At 52.8% G+C, this 18,136-nt stretch carries 16 protein-coding genes; 9 read left to right on the top strand and 7 right to left on the bottom strand.

All coding sequences use genetic code 11. The annotated features are described in order from the left end of the window. Positions 1 to 28: 28 nt before the first annotated feature. Positions 29 to 2,374 (bottom strand): DNA translocase FtsK, encoded by a 2,346-nt coding sequence (locus tag HC248_RS03265; RefSeq protein WP_168921253.1) that lies wholly within the window; start codon positions 2,372 to 2,374, stop codon positions 29 to 31. A gap of 264 nt (positions 2,375 to 2,638) precedes the next feature. On the opposite strand from HC248_RS03265, the gene trxB reads away from it, so the two are divergent. The 3 genes from trxB (at position 2,639) to rpmG (ending at position 4,153) form a co-directional block, all read left to right on the top strand. Then, positions 2,639 to 3,583 carry a thioredoxin-disulfide reductase gene (trxB, locus tag HC248_RS03260; protein ID WP_168921252.1) on the top strand — a complete coding sequence of 315 codons (945 nt, stop codon included), beginning with the start codon at positions 2,639 to 2,641 and terminating at the stop codon, positions 3,581 to 3,583. A 157-nt stretch (positions 3,584 to 3,740) separates the two neighbouring features. Beyond that, positions 3,741 to 3,974: a 50S ribosomal protein L28 gene (rpmB, locus tag HC248_RS03255; protein WP_168921251.1), complete on the top strand. Its 234-nt coding sequence runs from the start codon at positions 3,741 to 3,743 to the stop codon at positions 3,972 to 3,974. A gap of 11 nt (positions 3,975 to 3,985) precedes the next feature. Beyond that, on the top strand, positions 3,986 to 4,153 hold the full coding sequence (rpmG, locus tag HC248_RS03250) for a 50S ribosomal protein L33 (RefSeq protein ID WP_168921250.1): 168 nt from the start codon (positions 3,986 to 3,988) through the stop codon (positions 4,151 to 4,153). 598 nt (positions 4,154 to 4,751) lie between these two features. On the opposite strand, the gene HC248_RS03245 is transcribed toward rpmG, so the two are convergent. Both HC248_RS03245 and HC248_RS03240 read right to left on the bottom strand, forming a co-directional pair. Beyond that, on the bottom strand, positions 4,752 to 5,951 hold the full coding sequence (locus HC248_RS03245) for a DesA family fatty acid desaturase (protein WP_168921249.1): 1,200 nt from the start codon (positions 5,949 to 5,951) through the stop codon (positions 4,752 to 4,754). 209 nt (positions 5,952 to 6,160) lie between these two features. Beyond that, the gene (locus tag HC248_RS03240; RefSeq protein ID WP_168921248.1) at positions 6,161 to 7,417 is read right to left on the bottom strand and encodes an RsmB/NOP family class I SAM-dependent RNA methyltransferase; all 1,257 of its coding nucleotides are present in this window, start codon (positions 7,415 to 7,417) and stop codon (positions 6,161 to 6,163) included. 61 nt (positions 7,418 to 7,478) lie between these two features. Between HC248_RS03240 and HC248_RS03235 the strand changes: the two genes are divergently transcribed. Together HC248_RS03235 and HC248_RS03230 are read left to right on the top strand one after the other, a co-directional pair. Continuing rightward, complete coding sequence (locus HC248_RS03235; protein WP_168921247.1) at positions 7,479 to 7,715, top strand: DUF1653 domain-containing protein; 237 nt, start codon at positions 7,479 to 7,481, stop codon at positions 7,713 to 7,715. A 49-nt stretch (positions 7,716 to 7,764) separates the two neighbouring features. Continuing rightward, positions 7,765 to 9,381: a peptide chain release factor 3 gene (locus tag HC248_RS03230; RefSeq protein WP_168921246.1), complete on the top strand. Its 1,617-nt coding sequence runs from the start codon at positions 7,765 to 7,767 to the stop codon at positions 9,379 to 9,381. A 77-nt stretch (positions 9,382 to 9,458) separates the two neighbouring features. On the opposite strand, the gene HC248_RS03225 is transcribed toward HC248_RS03230, so the two are convergent. Next, positions 9,459 to 9,932: an Lrp/AsnC family transcriptional regulator gene (locus HC248_RS03225; protein WP_168923640.1), complete on the bottom strand. Its 474-nt coding sequence runs from the start codon at positions 9,930 to 9,932 to the stop codon at positions 9,459 to 9,461. A 105-nt stretch (positions 9,933 to 10,037) separates the two neighbouring features. On the opposite strand from HC248_RS03225, the gene mdeB reads away from it, so the two are divergent. Then, positions 10,038 to 12,716: an alpha-ketoglutarate dehydrogenase gene (gene mdeB, locus HC248_RS03220; protein WP_168921245.1), complete on the top strand. Its 2,679-nt coding sequence runs from the start codon at positions 10,038 to 10,040 to the stop codon at positions 12,714 to 12,716. A 77-nt stretch (positions 12,717 to 12,793) separates the two neighbouring features. On the opposite strand, the gene HC248_RS03215 is transcribed toward mdeB, so the two are convergent. Beyond that, positions 12,794 to 13,348: a fasciclin domain-containing protein gene (locus HC248_RS03215; protein ID WP_168921244.1), complete on the bottom strand. Its 555-nt coding sequence runs from the start codon at positions 13,346 to 13,348 to the stop codon at positions 12,794 to 12,796. A gap of 288 nt (positions 13,349 to 13,636) precedes the next feature. Then, the gene (gene purN / locus HC248_RS03210; protein WP_168921243.1) at positions 13,637 to 14,230 is read right to left on the bottom strand and encodes a phosphoribosylglycinamide formyltransferase; all 594 of its coding nucleotides are present in this window, start codon (positions 14,228 to 14,230) and stop codon (positions 13,637 to 13,639) included. 64 nt (positions 14,231 to 14,294) lie between these two features. On the opposite strand from purN, the gene HC248_RS03205 reads away from it, so the two are divergent. The 3 genes from HC248_RS03205 to HC248_RS03195 all read left to right on the top strand — a co-directional run bounded on the left by HC248_RS03205 (position 14,295) and on the right by HC248_RS03195 (position 17,370). Beyond that, entirely contained in the window at positions 14,295 to 14,993 is a 699-nt protein-coding gene (locus HC248_RS03205) for a YceH family protein (protein WP_168921242.1), read from the top strand. 68 nt (positions 14,994 to 15,061) lie between these two features. Beyond that, positions 15,062 to 16,243 (top strand): acyl-CoA dehydrogenase family protein, encoded by a 1,182-nt coding sequence (locus tag HC248_RS03200; RefSeq protein ID WP_168921241.1) that lies wholly within the window; start codon positions 15,062 to 15,064, stop codon positions 16,241 to 16,243. A gap of 11 nt (positions 16,244 to 16,254) precedes the next feature. Beyond that, entirely contained in the window at positions 16,255 to 17,370 is a 1,116-nt protein-coding gene (locus tag HC248_RS03195) for an acyl-CoA dehydrogenase family protein (protein WP_168921240.1), read from the top strand. A gap of 94 nt (positions 17,371 to 17,464) precedes the next feature. Here HC248_RS03195 and HC248_RS03190 read toward each other — a convergent pair whose 3' ends face one another. Next, the gene (locus HC248_RS03190) at positions 17,465 to 18,022 is read right to left on the bottom strand and encodes an HNH endonuclease (RefSeq protein WP_168921239.1); all 558 of its coding nucleotides are present in this window, start codon (positions 18,020 to 18,022) and stop codon (positions 17,465 to 17,467) included. Positions 18,023 to 18,136 lie beyond the last annotated feature (114 nt).

Here is an 18,136-nt window from a genome sequence, read left to right as displayed (position 1 = left end):
TGGCTTAAAAAACAGCCCCCAGCTGTCGTCATTCAGCCCGAACCGGCACCAGAATCTCGCGCTGACCACTGCCTGACATGGTGCTGATCATGCCGGCTTTCTCCATTTCTTCCAGCATGCGTGCGGCGCGGTTGTAGCCGATCTTGAGATGGCGCTGAACCAAAGAGATGGAGGCTTTACGGTTTTTCAGGACTATCTCAACTGCTTGGTCGTACATCGGGTCTTTCTCGCTGGCACTGTCAGTCGCGCCTGAGAGCGAATCCCCCTCCTCGCCGTCTAAGGTGCCGCCTTCAAGCAGTCCTTCAACGTAGTTGGGCTCACCCTGCTGCTTTAGGTAGGCGACGACGCGGTGGACCTCTTCATCGCTGACAAAAGCGCCGTGCACGCGCTGTGCAAAGCCGGAGCCGCTGGGCATATAAAGCATGTCACCCATACCCAGCAGCGCCTCGGCGCCCATCTGATCAAGAATGGTGCGGCTGTCTATCTTGCTGCTGACCTGAAAAGACAAGCGCGTGGGAATATTGGCTTTAATCAGGCCGGTAATCACGTCCACACTGGGGCGCTGAGTCGCTAACACCAAATGAATACCAGCGGCGCGGGCTTTCTGGGCCAAGCGGGCAATTAATTCTTCAATTTTTTTGCCCACCACCATCATCAAATCAGCCAACTCATCTATGACCACGACGATGTAAGGCAAGCGCTCAAGCGGCTCGGGCTGCTCGGGTGTCAGGCTAAAGGGGTTGTAGATTAAGGCTTCTTTTTGCTTGCCCTCGTCGATTTTTGCGTTGTAGCCCGCCAGATTTCGCACGCCCAACTTACTCATGAGCTTGTAGCGTTTTTCCATCTCAGCCACGCACCAGTTCAGGCCGTGGGCAGCTTGACGCATATCCGTCACTACTGGGGCGAGCAAATGCGGTATGCCTTCGTAGACGCTCATCTCCAGCATCTTGGGGTCAATCAGCAGCAAACGCACATCGCGCGCATCAGCCTTGTAAAGCAGGCTCAAGATCATGGCGTTAATGCCCACCGATTTGCCAGAGCCCGTCGTGCCCGCAACCAAACAGTGCGGCATTTTGGCTAAGTCAGCAACCACGGCATTGCCGCCTATGTCCTTACCTAAGCCTATGGTGAGCAAGGACTTGGCTTCGTTATAGGCTTGGGAGCCAAGAATCTCACTGAGCTTGATGGACTGACGCTTGGCGTTGGGTAACTCCAAAGCCATCAGGTTTTTGCCAGGAATAGTCTCGATGACGCGGATAGAAACCAAACTCAGGGCGCGCGCCAAATCCTTGGCTAAATTCACCACTTGAGAGCCTTTAACGCCCACAGCTGGCTCTATTTCATAGCGGGTAATGACTGGACCCGGCGCGGCGGCGATCACACGCACTTCAACGCCAAAGTCTTTGAGTTTTTTCTCAATCAGCCGTGAGGTCATCTCTAGCGTCTCGGGCGCTACGCTATCTTGGCGCGCCAGCGCAGCATCAAGCAGATCAACTTGGGGCAGCTTAGAGTCAGGCATTTCGGTAAACAGCGGCTTTTGGCGTTCTTTGGCAACGCGCTCACTTTTGGGAATGTCTACAGGCGCGGGTTCAATGAACACAGGCACTGGGTGTTGTTCGTGAATCTCTATGCGCTCGTCAACCAAAGTTTCCTCGCGCTGCTTGGCAGCGGCTTTCCCGAAGGCTTCGTCTTGAGCAATCTCACGGTTAACGCGTAATGAATCAACGCGAGTGGCAACCCACTCACCCAGACTCTGAGCAGTGTGCGCCCAAGAAAAAGCGAACACTACCGACACCGCAATCACACTCAACGCAATCAGCATCAAGCCAGAGCCAGCAAAACCTAACCATTTCACACTCAAACTACCAAATAAATAACCCACAGCGCCACCGGCCTGATCCGGCAGATAGGCCTCAAAGCGGTAAAGGCGAGACCATTCCAGCGCGCAACTCGCGGATAACAAAAGCAACAGGCAGAGCCAAAACTGTATGCGTCCCGAATGCAAGGGTGGCCGATTGTCTAAGCGCTCGCCACGTAGCCAACGCGCTAGTGACGCCAGCCAGACGCGACTGCCAGCAGCGAGTAACCACCAAACCGAAAAACCAAGCAAAAAATAACTGCCGTCAGCCAACCAAGCACCCAGCCGGCCGACCCAGTTATGAATACCACTGGGCAAAGCAGCGCTGGTCTGAATGCTGCCGGAGCTCGACCAAGCCGCATCCTGCGCCGAAAAACTCAATAACGCAGCGCACCAAAGGAGTAAGCCAAGTAGGCCCAAAATTAGACCCACTTCATGTGCGAAGCGTTTGATACCGCTGGGCGGTTCAGAGCCAGGCTTGTTGCGGGAATTAAGAATGTCGAGTGTGTAAGTCATAAGGCCGAATCAGAGCTTAACCCAGCCAGACCCGCACTAACTTGTATTGGCAAGCTAAACATCGCTATTTTTCGTTAATGGTTTTGACTTTGAAGTCGCAAAAGGAGTGGGGAGCTTACGTCTGACCTCGACAAGAACGGGGCTTGCGCGAGTTCATACAATAAGAACTTAAATTTTGAAAATTTTTTCAGGCTAAACCAATACGCTTTGGACTAAGGCAAATGTTCAAGACATGCGCTGACAGCCCCATTTGCCAACAACTACATGAAACACTCTAAAGTTTTGATACTCGGCTCAGGCCCCGCAGGCTACACGGCTGCGATTTATGCAGCGCGAGCAAACCTAAGCCCAGTTCTGGTCACCGGCATCGCCCAAGGCGGCCAGTTAATGACCACCACCGACGTGGACAACTGGCCCGCCGACGTCGACGGCGTACAAGGACCAGAGCTGATGCAACGTTTTTTAGACCACGCACTGCGATTTAAAACCGAGGTTATTTTTGACCACGTTCACACCGTCGACCTCAGCCAACGCCCATTTACTCTAACGGGCGACAGCGGCACTTACACCTGCGACAGCTTGATTTTGGCAACTGGCGCTTCAGCACAGTACTTGGGACTGGAATCAGAGACTGCGTTCATGGGCCGCGGCGTGTCCGGTTGTGCAACCTGCGACGGTTTTTTCTATCGTGAGCAAGAAGTCTGCGTCGTCGGCGGCGGCAATACGGCGGTAGAAGAGGCCTTATACCTATCCAACATCGCCAGCAAGGTCTACCTTGTTCACCGGCGCGACAAATTCAAAGCCGAAGCCATTTTGATAGACAAGCTGCATGAAAAAGTAGCGGCAGGCAAAATCGTACTCAAGATTAACAACACGCTAGAAGAAGTTCTTGGCGATGCAGGTGGTGTGACCGGCGTACGACTCAAAAGCACAATCAATAGCGCGCTAGAGGACATCACCCTCAAAGGCTGCTTTATCGCCATTGGTCACAAGCCAAATACCGAAATATTCGCTGGTCAACTAGAGATGAAAGATGGCTACATCACCACCCGCACCGGTCTTCAAGGCTTTGCCACTATGACCAGTGTGCCCGGCGTTTTCGCCGCCGGCGATGTGCAAGATCATGTTTACCGCCAAGCCATTACCAGCTCTGGTACCGGCTGCATGGCAGCACTAGACGCTCAGCGGTTCTTGGAACAAGTAGGCTGATCAAGGTATGCTTTTCGAAGGCCGGATTAAACCGGTTTTGAGGAAAGTACACCAGAGCCGTTAGTCTCGCTTGAGTTTTCAGGCTATACTCTATGGCTAAGTTGAATATCCGCAAGGGTATCTCGCATCCGATTTTATTTTTTTACGGAGAGTGCGCATGGCACGCGTCTGTCAGGTCACGGGCAAAGGCCCAATGGTGGGGAATAATGTTTCCCACGCAAATAACAAAACCAAGCGCCGGTTCATGCCTAATCTGCAGTACCGTCGCTTCTGGGTCGAAACCGAGAACCGTTGGGTGCGTTTACGCGTCACCGGCGCCGGTATCCGTCTAATCGACAAAAAAGGCATCGACGAAGTCTTGGTTGACTTGCGTGCCCGCGGCGAAGTCTAAGGAAATAAATCATGGCAAAAGGCGCACGCGAAAAAATCAAGCTGGAATCTACCGCCGGCACAGGTCACTTCTACACGACCACCAAAAACAAGAAGACCACTCCTGACAAAATGCTCATCATGAAGTTCGACCCTAAGGTTCGTAAGCATGTTGAGTACAAGGAAATCAAACTGAAGTAATTCAGCTTGGAGGACTTCCGGCTCTATGCCGCACTAAAAAACCCGTTGTCATTACAGCGGGTTTTTTTATGTCCACAATTTGTCTCTCATTAACTTTTAAATAAAAGTGAGCATTCAGTCAAAACTCAGTTGATCCAACGACTAAGGTTTAAGACTATTAAGTAGCGGTGGTGGTTACTGGTGTTGGTGCTGATGCTGGTGATGCTTAGGCCTCAGGCGAAGAAATGACCTTGGCTCAAACCATGAAAAAAACAACCATTAAGTCGGCTTCCGCCAGACGCCTATAGCGGCTTGGAATGTTTAGAGCCTTAGCCTGCACTGCATCAAAAGAGACTTAAACCACAACCGAAACACCCGTCAAAACCGGACACCTAAGAGCTAAGAGCTAAGAGCTAAGAGCTAAGAGCCTTAGTGCATTAGTGCATTAGTGCATTAGTGCATTAGTGCCTGAGCAAAACCCTCAAGCAAAACCGATCAAATACGATTCACACTCGAATAACAAAAATAAAAAAAACCGCCTAAGTTCTAAGAACCAAGGCGGTTTTTTTGGTTTCTGTTAGCCATACAGCGCTAAGCCGTATGACGTTGCATAAGACGATTAAGCGCGCGCTGTGCGCAATTTGACAGAGAACTCATGCAGTGCAGCAATGCCGCTGTTCTCTGCGCGTCGGCACCAAGCTTGCAAGTCAGAAGCCAACTGCTCGCTGCTTGCGCTAGTTGACATCCACATCACACGCAACTCTTCGCGCATGGTAACCATCTTGTCTAGTATGGGATGCTCTGCTCTGGCTTGTGCAACTTGCGATACAGCAGCCGCCGGAACCTTGTCAGCATCACGGTGCAGCCAGCGGTTAGCGGCTAGCAACACTGAGAAGTCAGCTTTTTTAGCCTTCAGGACTGCTATTTCAGCCTTGCCTGCCAAGCGGAGTTCGCGTGCAAAGCCGGCCATGACTTCATACCTGTGGGCAATCAAAGCTTGCAGCGTTTTTTCATCCGCTACGGCCTTTAGGGAACCCACTTGAAGTTTAGGCGGTACTTTTTTAACCGTTGCGAGTCCTACGCGCTCGAGTGCTCGGATGTAGAACCAACCAATATCGAACTCATAAGGCTTGACCGAAAACTTCGCCGAAGTCGGGTAAGTGTGATGATTGTTGTGCAACTCTTCGCCGCCAATCATGATGCCCCATGGCGAGATGTTGGTGCTCGCGTCCGGTGCTTCAAAGTTGCGGTAGCCCCAATAGTGACCAATGCCATTAATGATGCCCGCTGCAGTCACAGGAATCCAAACCATTTGAATTGCCCAAACCGACAGACCAGCTACACCGAAGAGAGCTAGGTTGATGATCATCATCAAACCAACGCCTTGCCAGCTATAGCGGGTATAAAGGTTGCGTTCAATCCAGTCGTTAGGCGTGCCATGACCAAACTTGGCCATGGTTTCACGGTTCTTGCTTTCAGCACGATACAACTCTGCACCCTTCCAGAACACGGTTTTAATACCGTGCGCGTGAGGACTGTGTGGATCTTCAGAAGTCTCGCATTTAGCGTGGTGCTTGCGGTGAATCGAAACCCACTCTTTAGTCACCTGACCGGTTGCCAGCCAAAGCCAGAGGCGGAAAAAGTGCGACGGAATCGCGTGCAAGTCCATTGAGCGGTGCGCTTGATGGCGATGCAGGTAAATAGTCACGCTGGCAATCGTGATGTGTGTTGTCACCAGCGTGTACAGGACGATTTGCCACCAAGTTGCAGCAAGCAGTCCATGAGCCAGCCATTCAACGGCGGCATCGAAAAAGATCATACAAGTCCTTTAAACAATTTTTGTATCCTTTGTATCCGCTACCAGCATGAGGCCTAGCTTTTGAAGCGATGACAAACAAGCATCTATTGTATGGCGTAGCAACTTAAAAAGCGAATCTCGGCGTGATAACCCTAAACACCCACGAAAATCCGTAAATCAAATCTAAATGTCGCTAAAGCCCGCTAAAAAATGCTTATTAACCTACAAAATTACAGCTCTTTTTGCCAAACTGCAGCAAAAAACCCGTCCGTCTGGTGCAGGTAAGGCCACAGGCGAAGGTAGGGGCCGCGCACCAAAGTGTCAGCATGCTCCACACCCATATGCGTCAGTATTGGCCCGGCTTCCATTAGGGTAAAACCGGGATTGGCTAGGCTAAAAGCCTCGGCGATGGCTTCGTTTTCTTCGCGCAATATACTGCAAGTGGCATAAACCAAGCGACCGCCAGGCTTGAGCAATCTGGCAGCGCTTTGCAAAATAGCGGTTTGCTTGGCGGTTAACTCTTCAATTGCCTTGGGGTTTTGACGCCATTTCAAATCCGGGTTACGGCGCAAAGTGCCCAACCCCGAACAAGGCGAATCAACCAACACACGATCAATCTTGCCAGCTAAACGCTTGATGCGGTCGTCACGCTCATGCGCTATCGCAACCGGATGAACGTTTGACAAACCGCTGCGCGCCAGCCGCGGCTTAAGGGCTTCCAGCCTATGCGCTGACGTATCAAACGCATAAAGACGGCCGGTATTGCGCATGGCAGCGCCAATCGCCAGCGTTTTGCCACCGGCGCCGGCGCAAAAGTCCACCACCATCTCACCGCGCTTGGCGTCAACTAGCAAAGCCAATAGTTGCGAGCCCTCGTCTTGCACTTCAATAGCGCCGCGGGTAAAGGCATCTAGCTTGCCCAACTGTGATTTGTCAGCTAAGCGCAGGCCCCAAGGGGAATAAGGCGTTGCCGTGGTTTTCAAGCCGACTTTGAGCAATTCTTTTTGCACATCAGCACGTTTGTCTTTAAGGGTATTGACGCGCATGTCCAAACCAGCGGGTGCGTTCAGGCTTTCAACCAATGGCCAAAAGTCTGCGCCCAACTGCTCTTTGAGCGGATCAACCAGCCATTGCGGCAAATTGTGGCGGTGTAGTTCCATCAAGTCTTCGGGCAAGACCTGATCGCAGCGTTGCAGCCAGTCAAGTTCTTGGTCGGTTAGCGCGCTAGAGAGATATTCCCTGTCGCTGGTAAAGCCCAAGATAGCTAAGCGCCGCTCTGGCGGGCCACTACCGTGCTGGGCTAAATAAGCGTAAAGGTTTTTCTTGCGCAGTACACCGTAAATGGTTTCAGCTATCGTGGCGCGCTCACGCGGCCCGAGACGAAACTCACGGAAATAGCGCGACAAAACCATGTCGGCGGGGTGATCAAATCTGAGTACTTGCTTGAGCAGCTCGGAACAACTATCGAGGAGGGCTTTTGGATGCATAACCGACTATTGTCCCACTGCCGCCACAATTGAGCTTTAAATAAATAAATATAAATCAACAATGTCCGATGAAATGCCCATCCTGATTCAGACCCCGCCCGGCCTTTACCGTCATTACAAGGGCATGCTTTACCGTGTCGAGGGCACAGTGCGCCACAGCGAAACTCTAGAACCCATGACGCTATACCGCGCGCTTTATGGCGAACACGGCCTGTGGGTACGCCCTGCTGCTATGTTCAATGAAGAAGTGGTGATTGACGGCGTGCGCCAGCCCCGTTTTAGCCGCCAAGCCGACTAATTACCAACTAGCCCGCAAGACGGGGCTGAGTCACCGATAATCATGGGTTATGTCCGAAATCACCGCCATCGAAAAACAAGTCAAACGCCGCCGTACGTTTGCCATCATCTCCCACCCAGACGCAGGTAAAACCACGTTAACCGAGAAACTACTGCTGTTCTCCGGTGCGATTCAAATCGCTGGCAGCGTTAAAGCCCGCAAGGCCGCACGCCATGCAACCTCTGACTGGATGGAGATCGAAAAGCAGCGCGGCATATCGGTTGCCAGCTCAGTGATGCAGATGGAATACCGCGACTGCGTGATCAATCTGCTCGACACTCCGGGCCACCAAGACTTCTCAGAAGATACCTATCGCGTGCTAACTGCTGTCGATGCCGCCTTGATGGTGATTGACGCTGCCAACGGCGTAGAACCCCAAACACGGCGCCTGCTGCAAGTGTGTCGTGCACGCAACACTCCCATTTTGACCTTCGTCAACAAGATGGACCGCGAAGTTCAAGATCCCATCAGCGTGATGGATGAAATTGAGCGCGAATTAGGCATGACTGTCGTGCCCTTTACCTGGCCAGTCGGCATGGGCAAGTTGTTTCACGGCGTCTACGACAGACGCGAAGACCGTATGCGCGTGTTTAGCCCCGGCGAAGACAAGGCTGGCGGCGACGACGAGATTTTGTCGGGCCTAGAAAACGCAGAAGCGGCCCGACGCTTTGGCGACGAATACACCCAAGCCAAAGGCGAAATCGAACTAGTTGCCGGTGCCACGCCAGAATTTAACCGCGAAGAATTTTTAGCCGGCCGCCAGACACCGATGTTTTTTGGCTCAGCGATTAACAACTTCGGCGTGCAAGAAGTGCTGGACGCCTTAGTCGACTTAGCACCCGCACCGGCCAACCGCGAAGCCATGCAGCGCGTAGTCCATCCTGAAGAAAAGAAGTTTTCTGGCGTAGTTTTTAAAATTCAAGCCAATATGGACCCGGCCCATCGTGACCGGATTGCCTTTTTACGCGTCGCCAGCGGCGAGTTCACACGCGGCATGCGCTTAAAGGTTGTTCGCAGCGGCAAAGAGCTAAGGCCCAACACCGTGGTGAGCTTTATGAGCCAACGCCGCGAATTGTTAGATACCGCTTTTGCCGGCGACATCATAGGTATACCCAACCACGGCGTGCTACAACTCGGTGACACGCTAACTGAAGGCGAAGCCTTGCAGTTCACCGGCCTGCCCTTTTTTGCGCCAGAGATGTTTCGTGCTGTTGAAGTCGCCGACCCGCTGCGCAGCAAACAACTGCGTGCCGGTCTGACGCAATTGGGTGAAGAAGGCGCGATTCAGGTTTTCCGCCCAATTGGCGGCTCGTTGCTGCTACTGGGCGCGGTTGGACAACTTCAGTTTGAAGTCGTTGCACACCGGCTTGAGCATGAATACGGCGTCAAAGCCCGAATCCTCTCCAGCCACTTCAACTTGGCACGCTGGGTAACCGCAGAAGATCCAAACGAATTAAAGAAATTCATGGAAGCCAACGCGCACCGTGTGGCCTTGGATGCAGTCGACGCGCCTACGCTGCTGGTAGACCACAGCGCCACGCTGCGCGCGGTCGAGCAGCAGTGGCCCAAGATTCGCTTTCATGCGCTACGTGAACATGCGGGACTGGTGTTTCAGTCAAAAATGTAATTTCATCGCTTACGGCTGAGCTAACGATAGCGCACTGACGAAAGTGCGCTGACGATATCGCACTAACCGTTAGCCAGTTATTTGCCCAAGCCATACAAAGGCAAGGCGGTTTTATAGCGCACTTGTTTAAGCGCAAAGCTAGAGCGAATTTTCTCTATCCCCGGAATCGGCGTGAGCTGATCGAGGATAAAGCGCTCTAGCGCCGCCAAATCAGCTACAGCCACACGAATCAAGTAGTCGCTGTCGCCAGTCATCAGGTAGCACTCCATCACCTCGTCGTGCTCCGCAATCAAACGCTCGAACTCTGCCAGCGCTTGTTTGCTTTGAGTGCGCAGGCTAATCGAGATAAAAACGCTCAAACCCAAACCCAATGCTGAAGCATTGGCGATGGCGACATAGCGGTCTATCACCCCGGACTCTTCCATTGCTCTGACCCGCACCAAGCACGGCGAAGCGCTTAAATGCACCCGCTTGGCCAACTCAGTATTGGACAGTGAGCCGTCGCGTTGAAGCTCATCAAGAATCTTTAAATCGGTGTTATCAAGTTGCATCATCTTAGATTAATCGTTTTTACGGCATTTTATGCTGTTCCAGCCCTATTCCCATACTGACAAAGGCAACACCTTTGGCGGCAAGCGGGCTACAGTTAAATGGCTATGAACAATACTCCACCCAAGCATCTCCCAAGCCCAACTCTGACGCGAGCTACCCAAGACACGGTCGATAACGACCCCGAGGAAACCGCAGAATGGTGTCAAGCCTTCGAAGCCTTGGCTGCAACACAAGGCCCAGAACGTGCCAAACACATGCTTAACGAATTGAGCCGTCTAGCGCGCCAACACCGAATCGGCTGGCAGCCTGAGCTGGAAACGCCTTACATCAACAGCATAGATGTGGATGAGCAACCGGTTTTCCCGGGAGATTTGGCGATGGAGGAAAGACTCGCTTCTCTCATGCGCTGGAACGCACTGGCCATGGTGGTGCGCGCCAATCAGGTGGAAACCGGTGGCTCAGCCGAGCTAGGCGGCCATATCGCCAGTTACGCCAGCGCAGCCGATTTATTTGAAACCGGCTTTAACCATTTCTTTCATGCCCGCGAAGGCCTTGGCGCAAACGAGCACAGGGGCGACTTGGTGTTTTTGCAGCCGCACAGCGCACCCGGCGTTTACGCCAGAGCTTTTCTAGAAGGCCGACTCAGCGAGCAAGACCTAGGCTTTTACCGCCAAGAACTTAGCGCCGCCAGCCAAGGCGCGCGGGGTTTAAGCAGCTATCCCCACCCCTATCTCATGCCAGACTTCTGGCAGTTTCCCACTGGCTCCATGGGCATAGGACCTATCAGCTCGATCTACCATGCGCGCTTTATGCGCTACCTCACGCACCGTCGATTGTTAGATTGCAGCGGCCGCAAGGTTTGGGGCGTGTTTGGAGACGGTGAGATGGATGAGCCCGAATCCATGAGTGCTCTGACTTTGGCCGCACGCGAGGGTCTGGACAACATGGTCTGGGTGGTGAACTGCAATTTACAGCGCCTAGACGGCCCAGTGCGGGGCAACGGCCGCATCATTGATGAGCTTGAAAAACTGTTTGCAGGCGCTGGCTGGAACGTCATCAAGCTTGTCTGGGGCAGCGACTGGGATGGCCTGTTTGCACGCGACTTGACGGGCGCACTGGTCAAAGCTTTTGCGCAAACGGTAGACGGCCAGATGCAGACTTTTGCCGCCAAGGATGGGCGCTTTAACCGGGACAGTTTCTTTGGTCAAAATCCAGAGCTGGCAAGGCTTGCCCAAGGCATGACGGACGATCAGATCGACCACCTCAAGCGCGGCGGCCATGATTTAGTCAAAATCCACGCGGCTTATGCAAAGGCTGCAGCCCATAAAGGCCAACCCACTGTGATTTTGGCCCATACCAAAAAAGGTTATGGCATGGGCAGCGCCGGTCAAGGCAAGATGACTACCCATTCGCAGAAAAAATTCGATGGTAACGAACTACTGGCTTTTCGCAATCGCTTTAACCTGCCCTTGAGCGACGAGCAAGCCAGCAATCTGGCTTTTTACAAACCAGCAAAAGACAGTGCAGAAATGCAATACATGCACGCACGCCGCAAAGCTTTGGGCGGCTACTTGCCCAAGCGCGACACAACGGCTGATCCAATAGCCATTCCGTCCTTAAGCGCATACGCCAGCTTTGCACTAGCCCCAGCCGGTAAAGAAATGAGCACCACCATGGCCTTTGTGCGTATGTTGGGCGGTCTTCTCAAAGACCCGTTGTTAGGCCAACGCATAGTGCCGATAGTGGCCGATGAAGCGCGCACCTTCGGCATGGCCAACTTATTTAAGCAAGTTGGTATTTACTCCAGTCTCGGCCAGCGCTATGCACCCGAAGACATTGGCTCGGTGCTGAGTTACCGGGAAGCCATGGACGGCCAGATTTTGGAAGAAGGCATTAGCGAAGCCGGTGCATTGGCCAGTTGGACGGCAGCGGCCACCAGCTATAGCGTGCATGCCTTGGCCATGTTGCCTTTTTATATTTATTACTCAATGTTTGGCTTTCAGCGTGTGGGCGACCAAATTTGGGCTGCAGCCGACCAACGCGCGCGCGGCTTTTTACTCGGCGCGACCTCGGGACGTACCACGCTGGGCGGTGAAGGTTTGCAGCACCAAGACGGCAGCAGCCACTTAATGGCGGCCACTATTCCCAACTGCAAAGCCTACGATCCCGCTTTTGCAGGAGAGTTAGCGATTATTTTGGACCGCGGCATGCGGGAGATGATGTTCGAGCAGCAAGATGTTTTCTACTACATAACCTTGATGAACGAGAACTACGCACAGCCAGACCTTCCTGCTGGGATAGAGGACCAAGTCATACGCGGTTGCTATAAATTTGCTGACTACCCCGCCAGCAATAACACGGCCAACGCCAAAGTCAGCTTAATGGGCTCGGGCGCGATTCTCACCGAAGTCATCAAAGCCGCCGCTTTGCTCACCGCCCAAGGCGTCAGCGTCACGGTCTACAGCGTGACCAGCTGGAGTGAGCTGGCCAGAGACGGTGCAGCCTGCCAGCAAAAAGCATTAAACGGTGGCGATACCTCTGAACGCCCATTCGTCACGCAGCAACTAGACTCAAGCCAGGGACCCATCATTGCGGCCACCGACTATGTGCGTGCAGTGCCGGAAAGCATTCGAGCCTTCCTGCCCAAGGGCAGAAGCTTTATCACATTGGGCACAGACGGCTTTGGCCGCAGTGACACGCGCGCTGCGCTGCGTGAATTTTTTGGTGTGAATGCCAAAAGCATAGCCAGCGCGGCCATGCACCAACTCACTGCGCCTGAGTAAACACGAAAAAGCCCGCCAGCAGAAAACTGCTGGCGGGCTTTGCAGATTAGCTAAAATTAATTTAGCAAATGCTGAACTTACTTAGGCAACATCACTTTGTTGATCACGTGAATCACGCCATTTGACTGGTATACGTCTGCAATAGTGACCTTGGCAACATCGCCTTTTTCGTCAGTAATAGTCACGCCGCCCATTGCTGCCTTAGCAATCAAGGTACCGCCAGCAACTGTCTTGAGTGAAGCCGAACCGCCGCCAGCCTTAATCGCTTTGGTCAGTGCTGCAGCATCCATTTTTCCAGCCACAACGTGGTAGGTCAAAATGCCGCTGAGCGTGGCTTTGTTTTCTGGCTTGAGCAAGGTGTCAACTGTACCGGCTGGCAGTGCAGCGAAAGCTTCGTTAGTAGGTGCAAAAACGGTGAAAGGACCGGCACTTTTCAGGGTATCAACCAGACCGGCGGCCTTAACAGCAGCAACCAGTGTGGTGTGGTCTTTTGAATTGACAGCATTGTCAATGATGTCCTTAGTCGGCAGCATAGAAGCGCCGCCCACCATCACTTGAGCAAAAGCCGAAGCGGCGCCCATAGTCATTGCGATAGCCAGGCCAATAGAAGCGATTTTGTGTTTTGTTTGCATTTGAAATCCTGTAGGTAGTAGTTAATGAGAAGCTGAACTTAAGAATTAATCTCAGCTGCTGTTAGGTATACGGACTGAATTTAGGATTGGATTCAATATGACCATGTAAAAAAATGTAGTTATTTAGACGTACAAATAAATCAATTGGACAAATGCATGGTGCTTAGACGCAAAGCGGGCTCTTAGTTAAGCAAACTATAGATTTGAAAAAAGAAGACTGTGTCGCGAACCCAAAATCTAAGCAAAGTCAGCTTAAAAAAAGTCCAGGTACGACTAAAAAATTCAGCATCAAGCCCTCTCCAGCCATTCCCGAATCGCTTTTGGATAGAGCAAATGCTCTTGACTCAGAACGCGCGCAGCCAGGCTTTGCGCAGTGTCTCCGGCAACTACCGGCACCACAGCTTGAGCCAGTATCGGTCCGTGATCGAGCTCGGCGACTACTTGGTGAACGGTGGCCCCTGCAACCTTGCAACCAGCATCAATCGCGCGTTGATGCGTGTGTAAGCCGGTAAACGCAGGCAGCAATGACGGATGAATATTGAGCATGCGGCCGGCGTAATGCTCTACGAAATCTGGCGTGAGAATACGCATAAAACCAGCCAGCACCACCAGCGCCGGCTGCCACCTATCGATCAGCTGCATCAGCTCAGCATCAAAAGCTTGGCGCGAAGCAAATAGCTGGTGATCCAGCACCTGATTGGCCAGCCCCAACTTGTCGGCAAGCGACAAACCCTCGGCATTCGGCCGGTTGCTGATCACGCAAGCAATCTGCGCATCAAAACGCTTATGCCACTGCTCACGCCGGGCAGCCTGCACAATGCAAGCCATATTTGAGCCACTGCCAGATATCAAAATAACAATGTTTTTCTTGTGACTATCCATATTCCCGCAACCTGCAAAAACCGACAAAACCTGAATTAACCAACATTTATCAAGCGCATAGTTTATGACCATACGAACACTCACCCCTATTGAAGCCCGTGTACTCGCAACCTTGATGGAGAAAGCACGCACAGTACCTGACAGCTACCCTTTGAGTCTGAACACACTGGTACTGGGTTGCAACCAAAAATCCAGCCGCGAGCCCTTAATGGAAATCAACGACGACGAGGCTCGCCAAGCACTCACCAGCCTGAAAACCCAAAGCCTGGTGTTTGAAGCCAGCTCCAGCCGCGTACCGCGCTTTGAGCACAATTTTCAGCGCGGCAGCGGCAGTAGCGAAACCCAATCCGTCGTGATGGGCTTACTCATGCTGCGCGGACCACAAACACCAGCAGAGCTGCGCACCAATGGAGACCGCTGGCACCGTTTCGCAGACAACGCAGCGATTGAGGGCGTGTTGCAAGAGTTGCAACAACGCGGCGACGACGGCGGCCAACCGATGGTGCAAAAACTGCCGCGTATGCCGGGCGCGCGCGAACAGCGTTGGGTCCATCTGCTGTGTGGCGAGCCCGATCTGCAAGCACTGGCAGCGAGCCTGCCCCATAAAGAAGAAAGCTCAGAATTAATCGCACGCCTGACAGCCTTAGAAAACAGCGTGGCTCAACTTAAAGCCGACAACAACGCGCTTCGCCATCAACTCTTAGACATCAGCGAGCAACTGGGCATCACATTTAAGACCGGAGTCACCACCTTGACAAGCTAAAAAGCACAATCGTGCTAAAACCGTGGTTATCAAGCAATCACTACGCTCACAACCAGGACAAAACCACCATGGATTTAGCTTTCACCCCGCAAGAGCAGGCCTTCCGCGAGGAAATACGCGCCTGGGTTCATGCCAATTTGCCCGCTGACATTTCGCACAAAGTGCACAACGCCTTGCGCCTGTCGCGTGACGACATGCAGCGCTGGGCCAAAATTCTCGGCAAAAAAGGCTGGCTAGGCCACGGCTGGCCGAAAGAGTTTGGCGGCCCCGGTTGGAACGCCGTGCAAAAACATTTGTTTGAAGAAGAATGCGCACTCGCCGGCGCACCCAGAGTGGTGCCGTTTGGCCCCGTCATGGTTGCACCCGTCATCATGAGTTTTGGCAATGCAGAGCAGCAAGCGCGTTTTTTACCCGGCATCGCCAGTGGCGAAGTCTGGTGGAGCCAAGGCTATAGCGAGCCAGGTGCGGGCTCAGATTTGGCCTCGCTCAAATGCCGCGCCGAACGCCAAGGCAACAAATTTATTGTCAACGGACAAAAAACTTGGACTACGCTGGGCCAGTACGGCGAATGGATTTTTTGCTTGGTTCGCACCAGCACCGAAGGCAAACCGCAAGCCGGCATTTCCTTCCTGCTGATTGACATGAAGTCGCCCGGCGTGACAGTGCGTCCGATCAAACTGCTAGACGGTGAATCCGAAGTCAATGAAGTCTGGTTTGACAATGTCGAAGTACCCGACAACAACCTGATCGGTGAAGAAAATCAAGGCTGGACTTATGCCAAATATTTGCTCGGCCACGAGCGCACCAATATCGCCGACGTGAACCGCGCCAAGCGCGAACCAGAGCGTCTCAAACGCATTGCCGAGCAAGAAGGTGTCTACCAAGATCTGCGCTTTCGCGACGAAGTTGCCAAGCTTGAAGTCGACGTTGTGGCACTTGAAATGTTGGTGTTGCGCGTACTCTCAGCTGAGAAAGCTGGCAAAAATTCATTGGATATCGCCGGTCTGCTCAAAATTCGCGGCAGTGAAATACAGCAGCGCTACAGCGAGCTCATGATGTTGGCCGCCGGCCCATTTAGCCTACCCTTCATCGAAGAAGCTATGGAAGCCGGCTGGCAAGGCAACTTCCCCGGCGGCGCGACTGCCGATGCGCCTTTGGCATCGACTTATTTCAATATGCGCAAAACCACGATTTACGGCGGCTCTAACGAAGTGCAGCGCAACATCGTCTCGCAAGTTCTGTTGGGCTAAAGGAGAAAAATATGGATTTCGATTTCACAGACGATCAAGAACAACTGCGCGACGCGGTCAACAAATGGGTCTCCAAAGGCTATGACTTTGAGCGCCGCAAAAGCATTACCGCTGCTGGCGGCTTCTCACGCGAAGCTTATGCAGAACTAGCTGCACTCGGCCTGACCGGTTTGTATGTTCCCGAAGACGACGGCGGCATGGGCATGGGCCCAGTCGAAGGCATGGTAGTGATGGAAGAGCTAGGGCGCGGCATCGTGTTAGAGCCAATTACCCAAGCCTTAATTGCTGGCGCACTGCTGGCCAACTACGCCAGCGCAGAAGTTAAAGCCAAGTGGCTGCCCGGCATCGCTTCTGGCGAAGCACTGGTGGTACTGGCCCAACAAGAACGCGGCGCACGTTACGACTTTACGCAATGCAAAGCCACAGCGATTAAAAAAGACGGTCAGTGGACGCTGAACGCCACCAAGAGCATGGTCACAGCCGGCGCGCATGCGGATGCGTTTATGGTGCCAGCTATGGCTAACGGCAAGCTCGCGATGTTCGTGGTCGCTAAAAACGCTGCCGGTTTGTCGACGCAAGACTATCTGACTCAAGACGGCGCTTGTGCTGCCGAACTGCATCTCAAAAACTGCCCAGCAACTCTCATGACAGCAGACGGTCTACCCGCCTTGGCACACGCCATGGACATAGGCATTGCGGCGAGTTGCGCAGAAGCCGTTGGCGTGATGGATAAAGCACTCGCCGTAACGGTTGAATACATGAATACGCGCAAGCAGTTCAAAGTAGCCGTGAGCAGTTTTCAAGCCTTGCGTCACCGCGTCGCCGATATGAAGATGCAGCTTGAATTGGCGCGCTCCATGAGCTACTACGCTTCGCTAAAACTCAATTCACCACCAGCTGAGCGCAGCCGCGCCATGGCCAGAGCCAAGTACCAACTCGGTCAATCCATGCGTTTTGTGGGCCAGCAATCCGTGCAGCTGCACGGCGGCATTGGCATGACTGACGAGTACATCGTGAGCCATTACTTTAAAAAGCTCACGCAACTGGAAATGACTTTTGGCGACAGCATTTATCAGCTGGGACAAGTTTCAGACAAGATGCAAGAAACCGCTGGCGTGTTTGCCTAAAGCAAAAAACTAAAGCTAAAAACCTGAGCCCAAAAAAACGCAAGCTGGCGAGTAAAGCCAGCTTGCGCAGGGGCAACATACAGGAATTAAACAGCTAACTGATCAGTCGTGAGGTGCGCGGCACGTGGGCCATTAAAAACTCCATCTGATCCGCCAAGATTCGGCGATTGCGCAAAATAAAATCTTCCCAAAGACTGGGCACATAAGGCGTATACAAAAGCGGCATGTTGGCTTGCTCTGGTGTGCGACTGCTTTTGCGGTGGTTGCAGGCGCGGCAAGCGGTCACCACATTCATCCATGTGTCTACGCCATTTTGCGCAAACGGTACGATGTGCTCGCGGGTCAATGCGTCTTCATGAAAATGCTGACCGCAATAAGCGCAGACATTGCGGTCACGCACAAACAACTTGCCATTGGTTAGCCCGGGTTTGAGCTGAAACGGATTGATTTTGGGCAGACCTTTGGTGCCAATAATGCTATTGATATCGATGACTGACTGCACACCAGTCATGGCGTTGTGACCGCCATGGAAAGTGGCGATGCGCGCACCCATTTCCCAACGCACCTCGTCGGCAGCGTAATGCAAGACCGCCTCTTCGAGGCTAATCCAAGACTGCGGCAGTCCTTGAGCTGATAGTTTCAAAACCTTCAAAACGAACCTCCACTTAAGTAGATGACGTCAGAAAAAGCTGCTTGCAAATGTGTTGCTTGCAACCCATCGAATACCTCAATGCAATATACAGGGAAAACATGACAGCGAGCCAAG

The sequence above is a fragment of the Polaromonas vacuolata genome, assembly GCF_012584515.1.
Lineage (GTDB): Bacteria > Pseudomonadota > Gammaproteobacteria > Burkholderiales > Burkholderiaceae_C > Polaromonas > Polaromonas vacuolata.
This window is presented reverse-complemented; position numbering and strand designations above follow the sequence as displayed.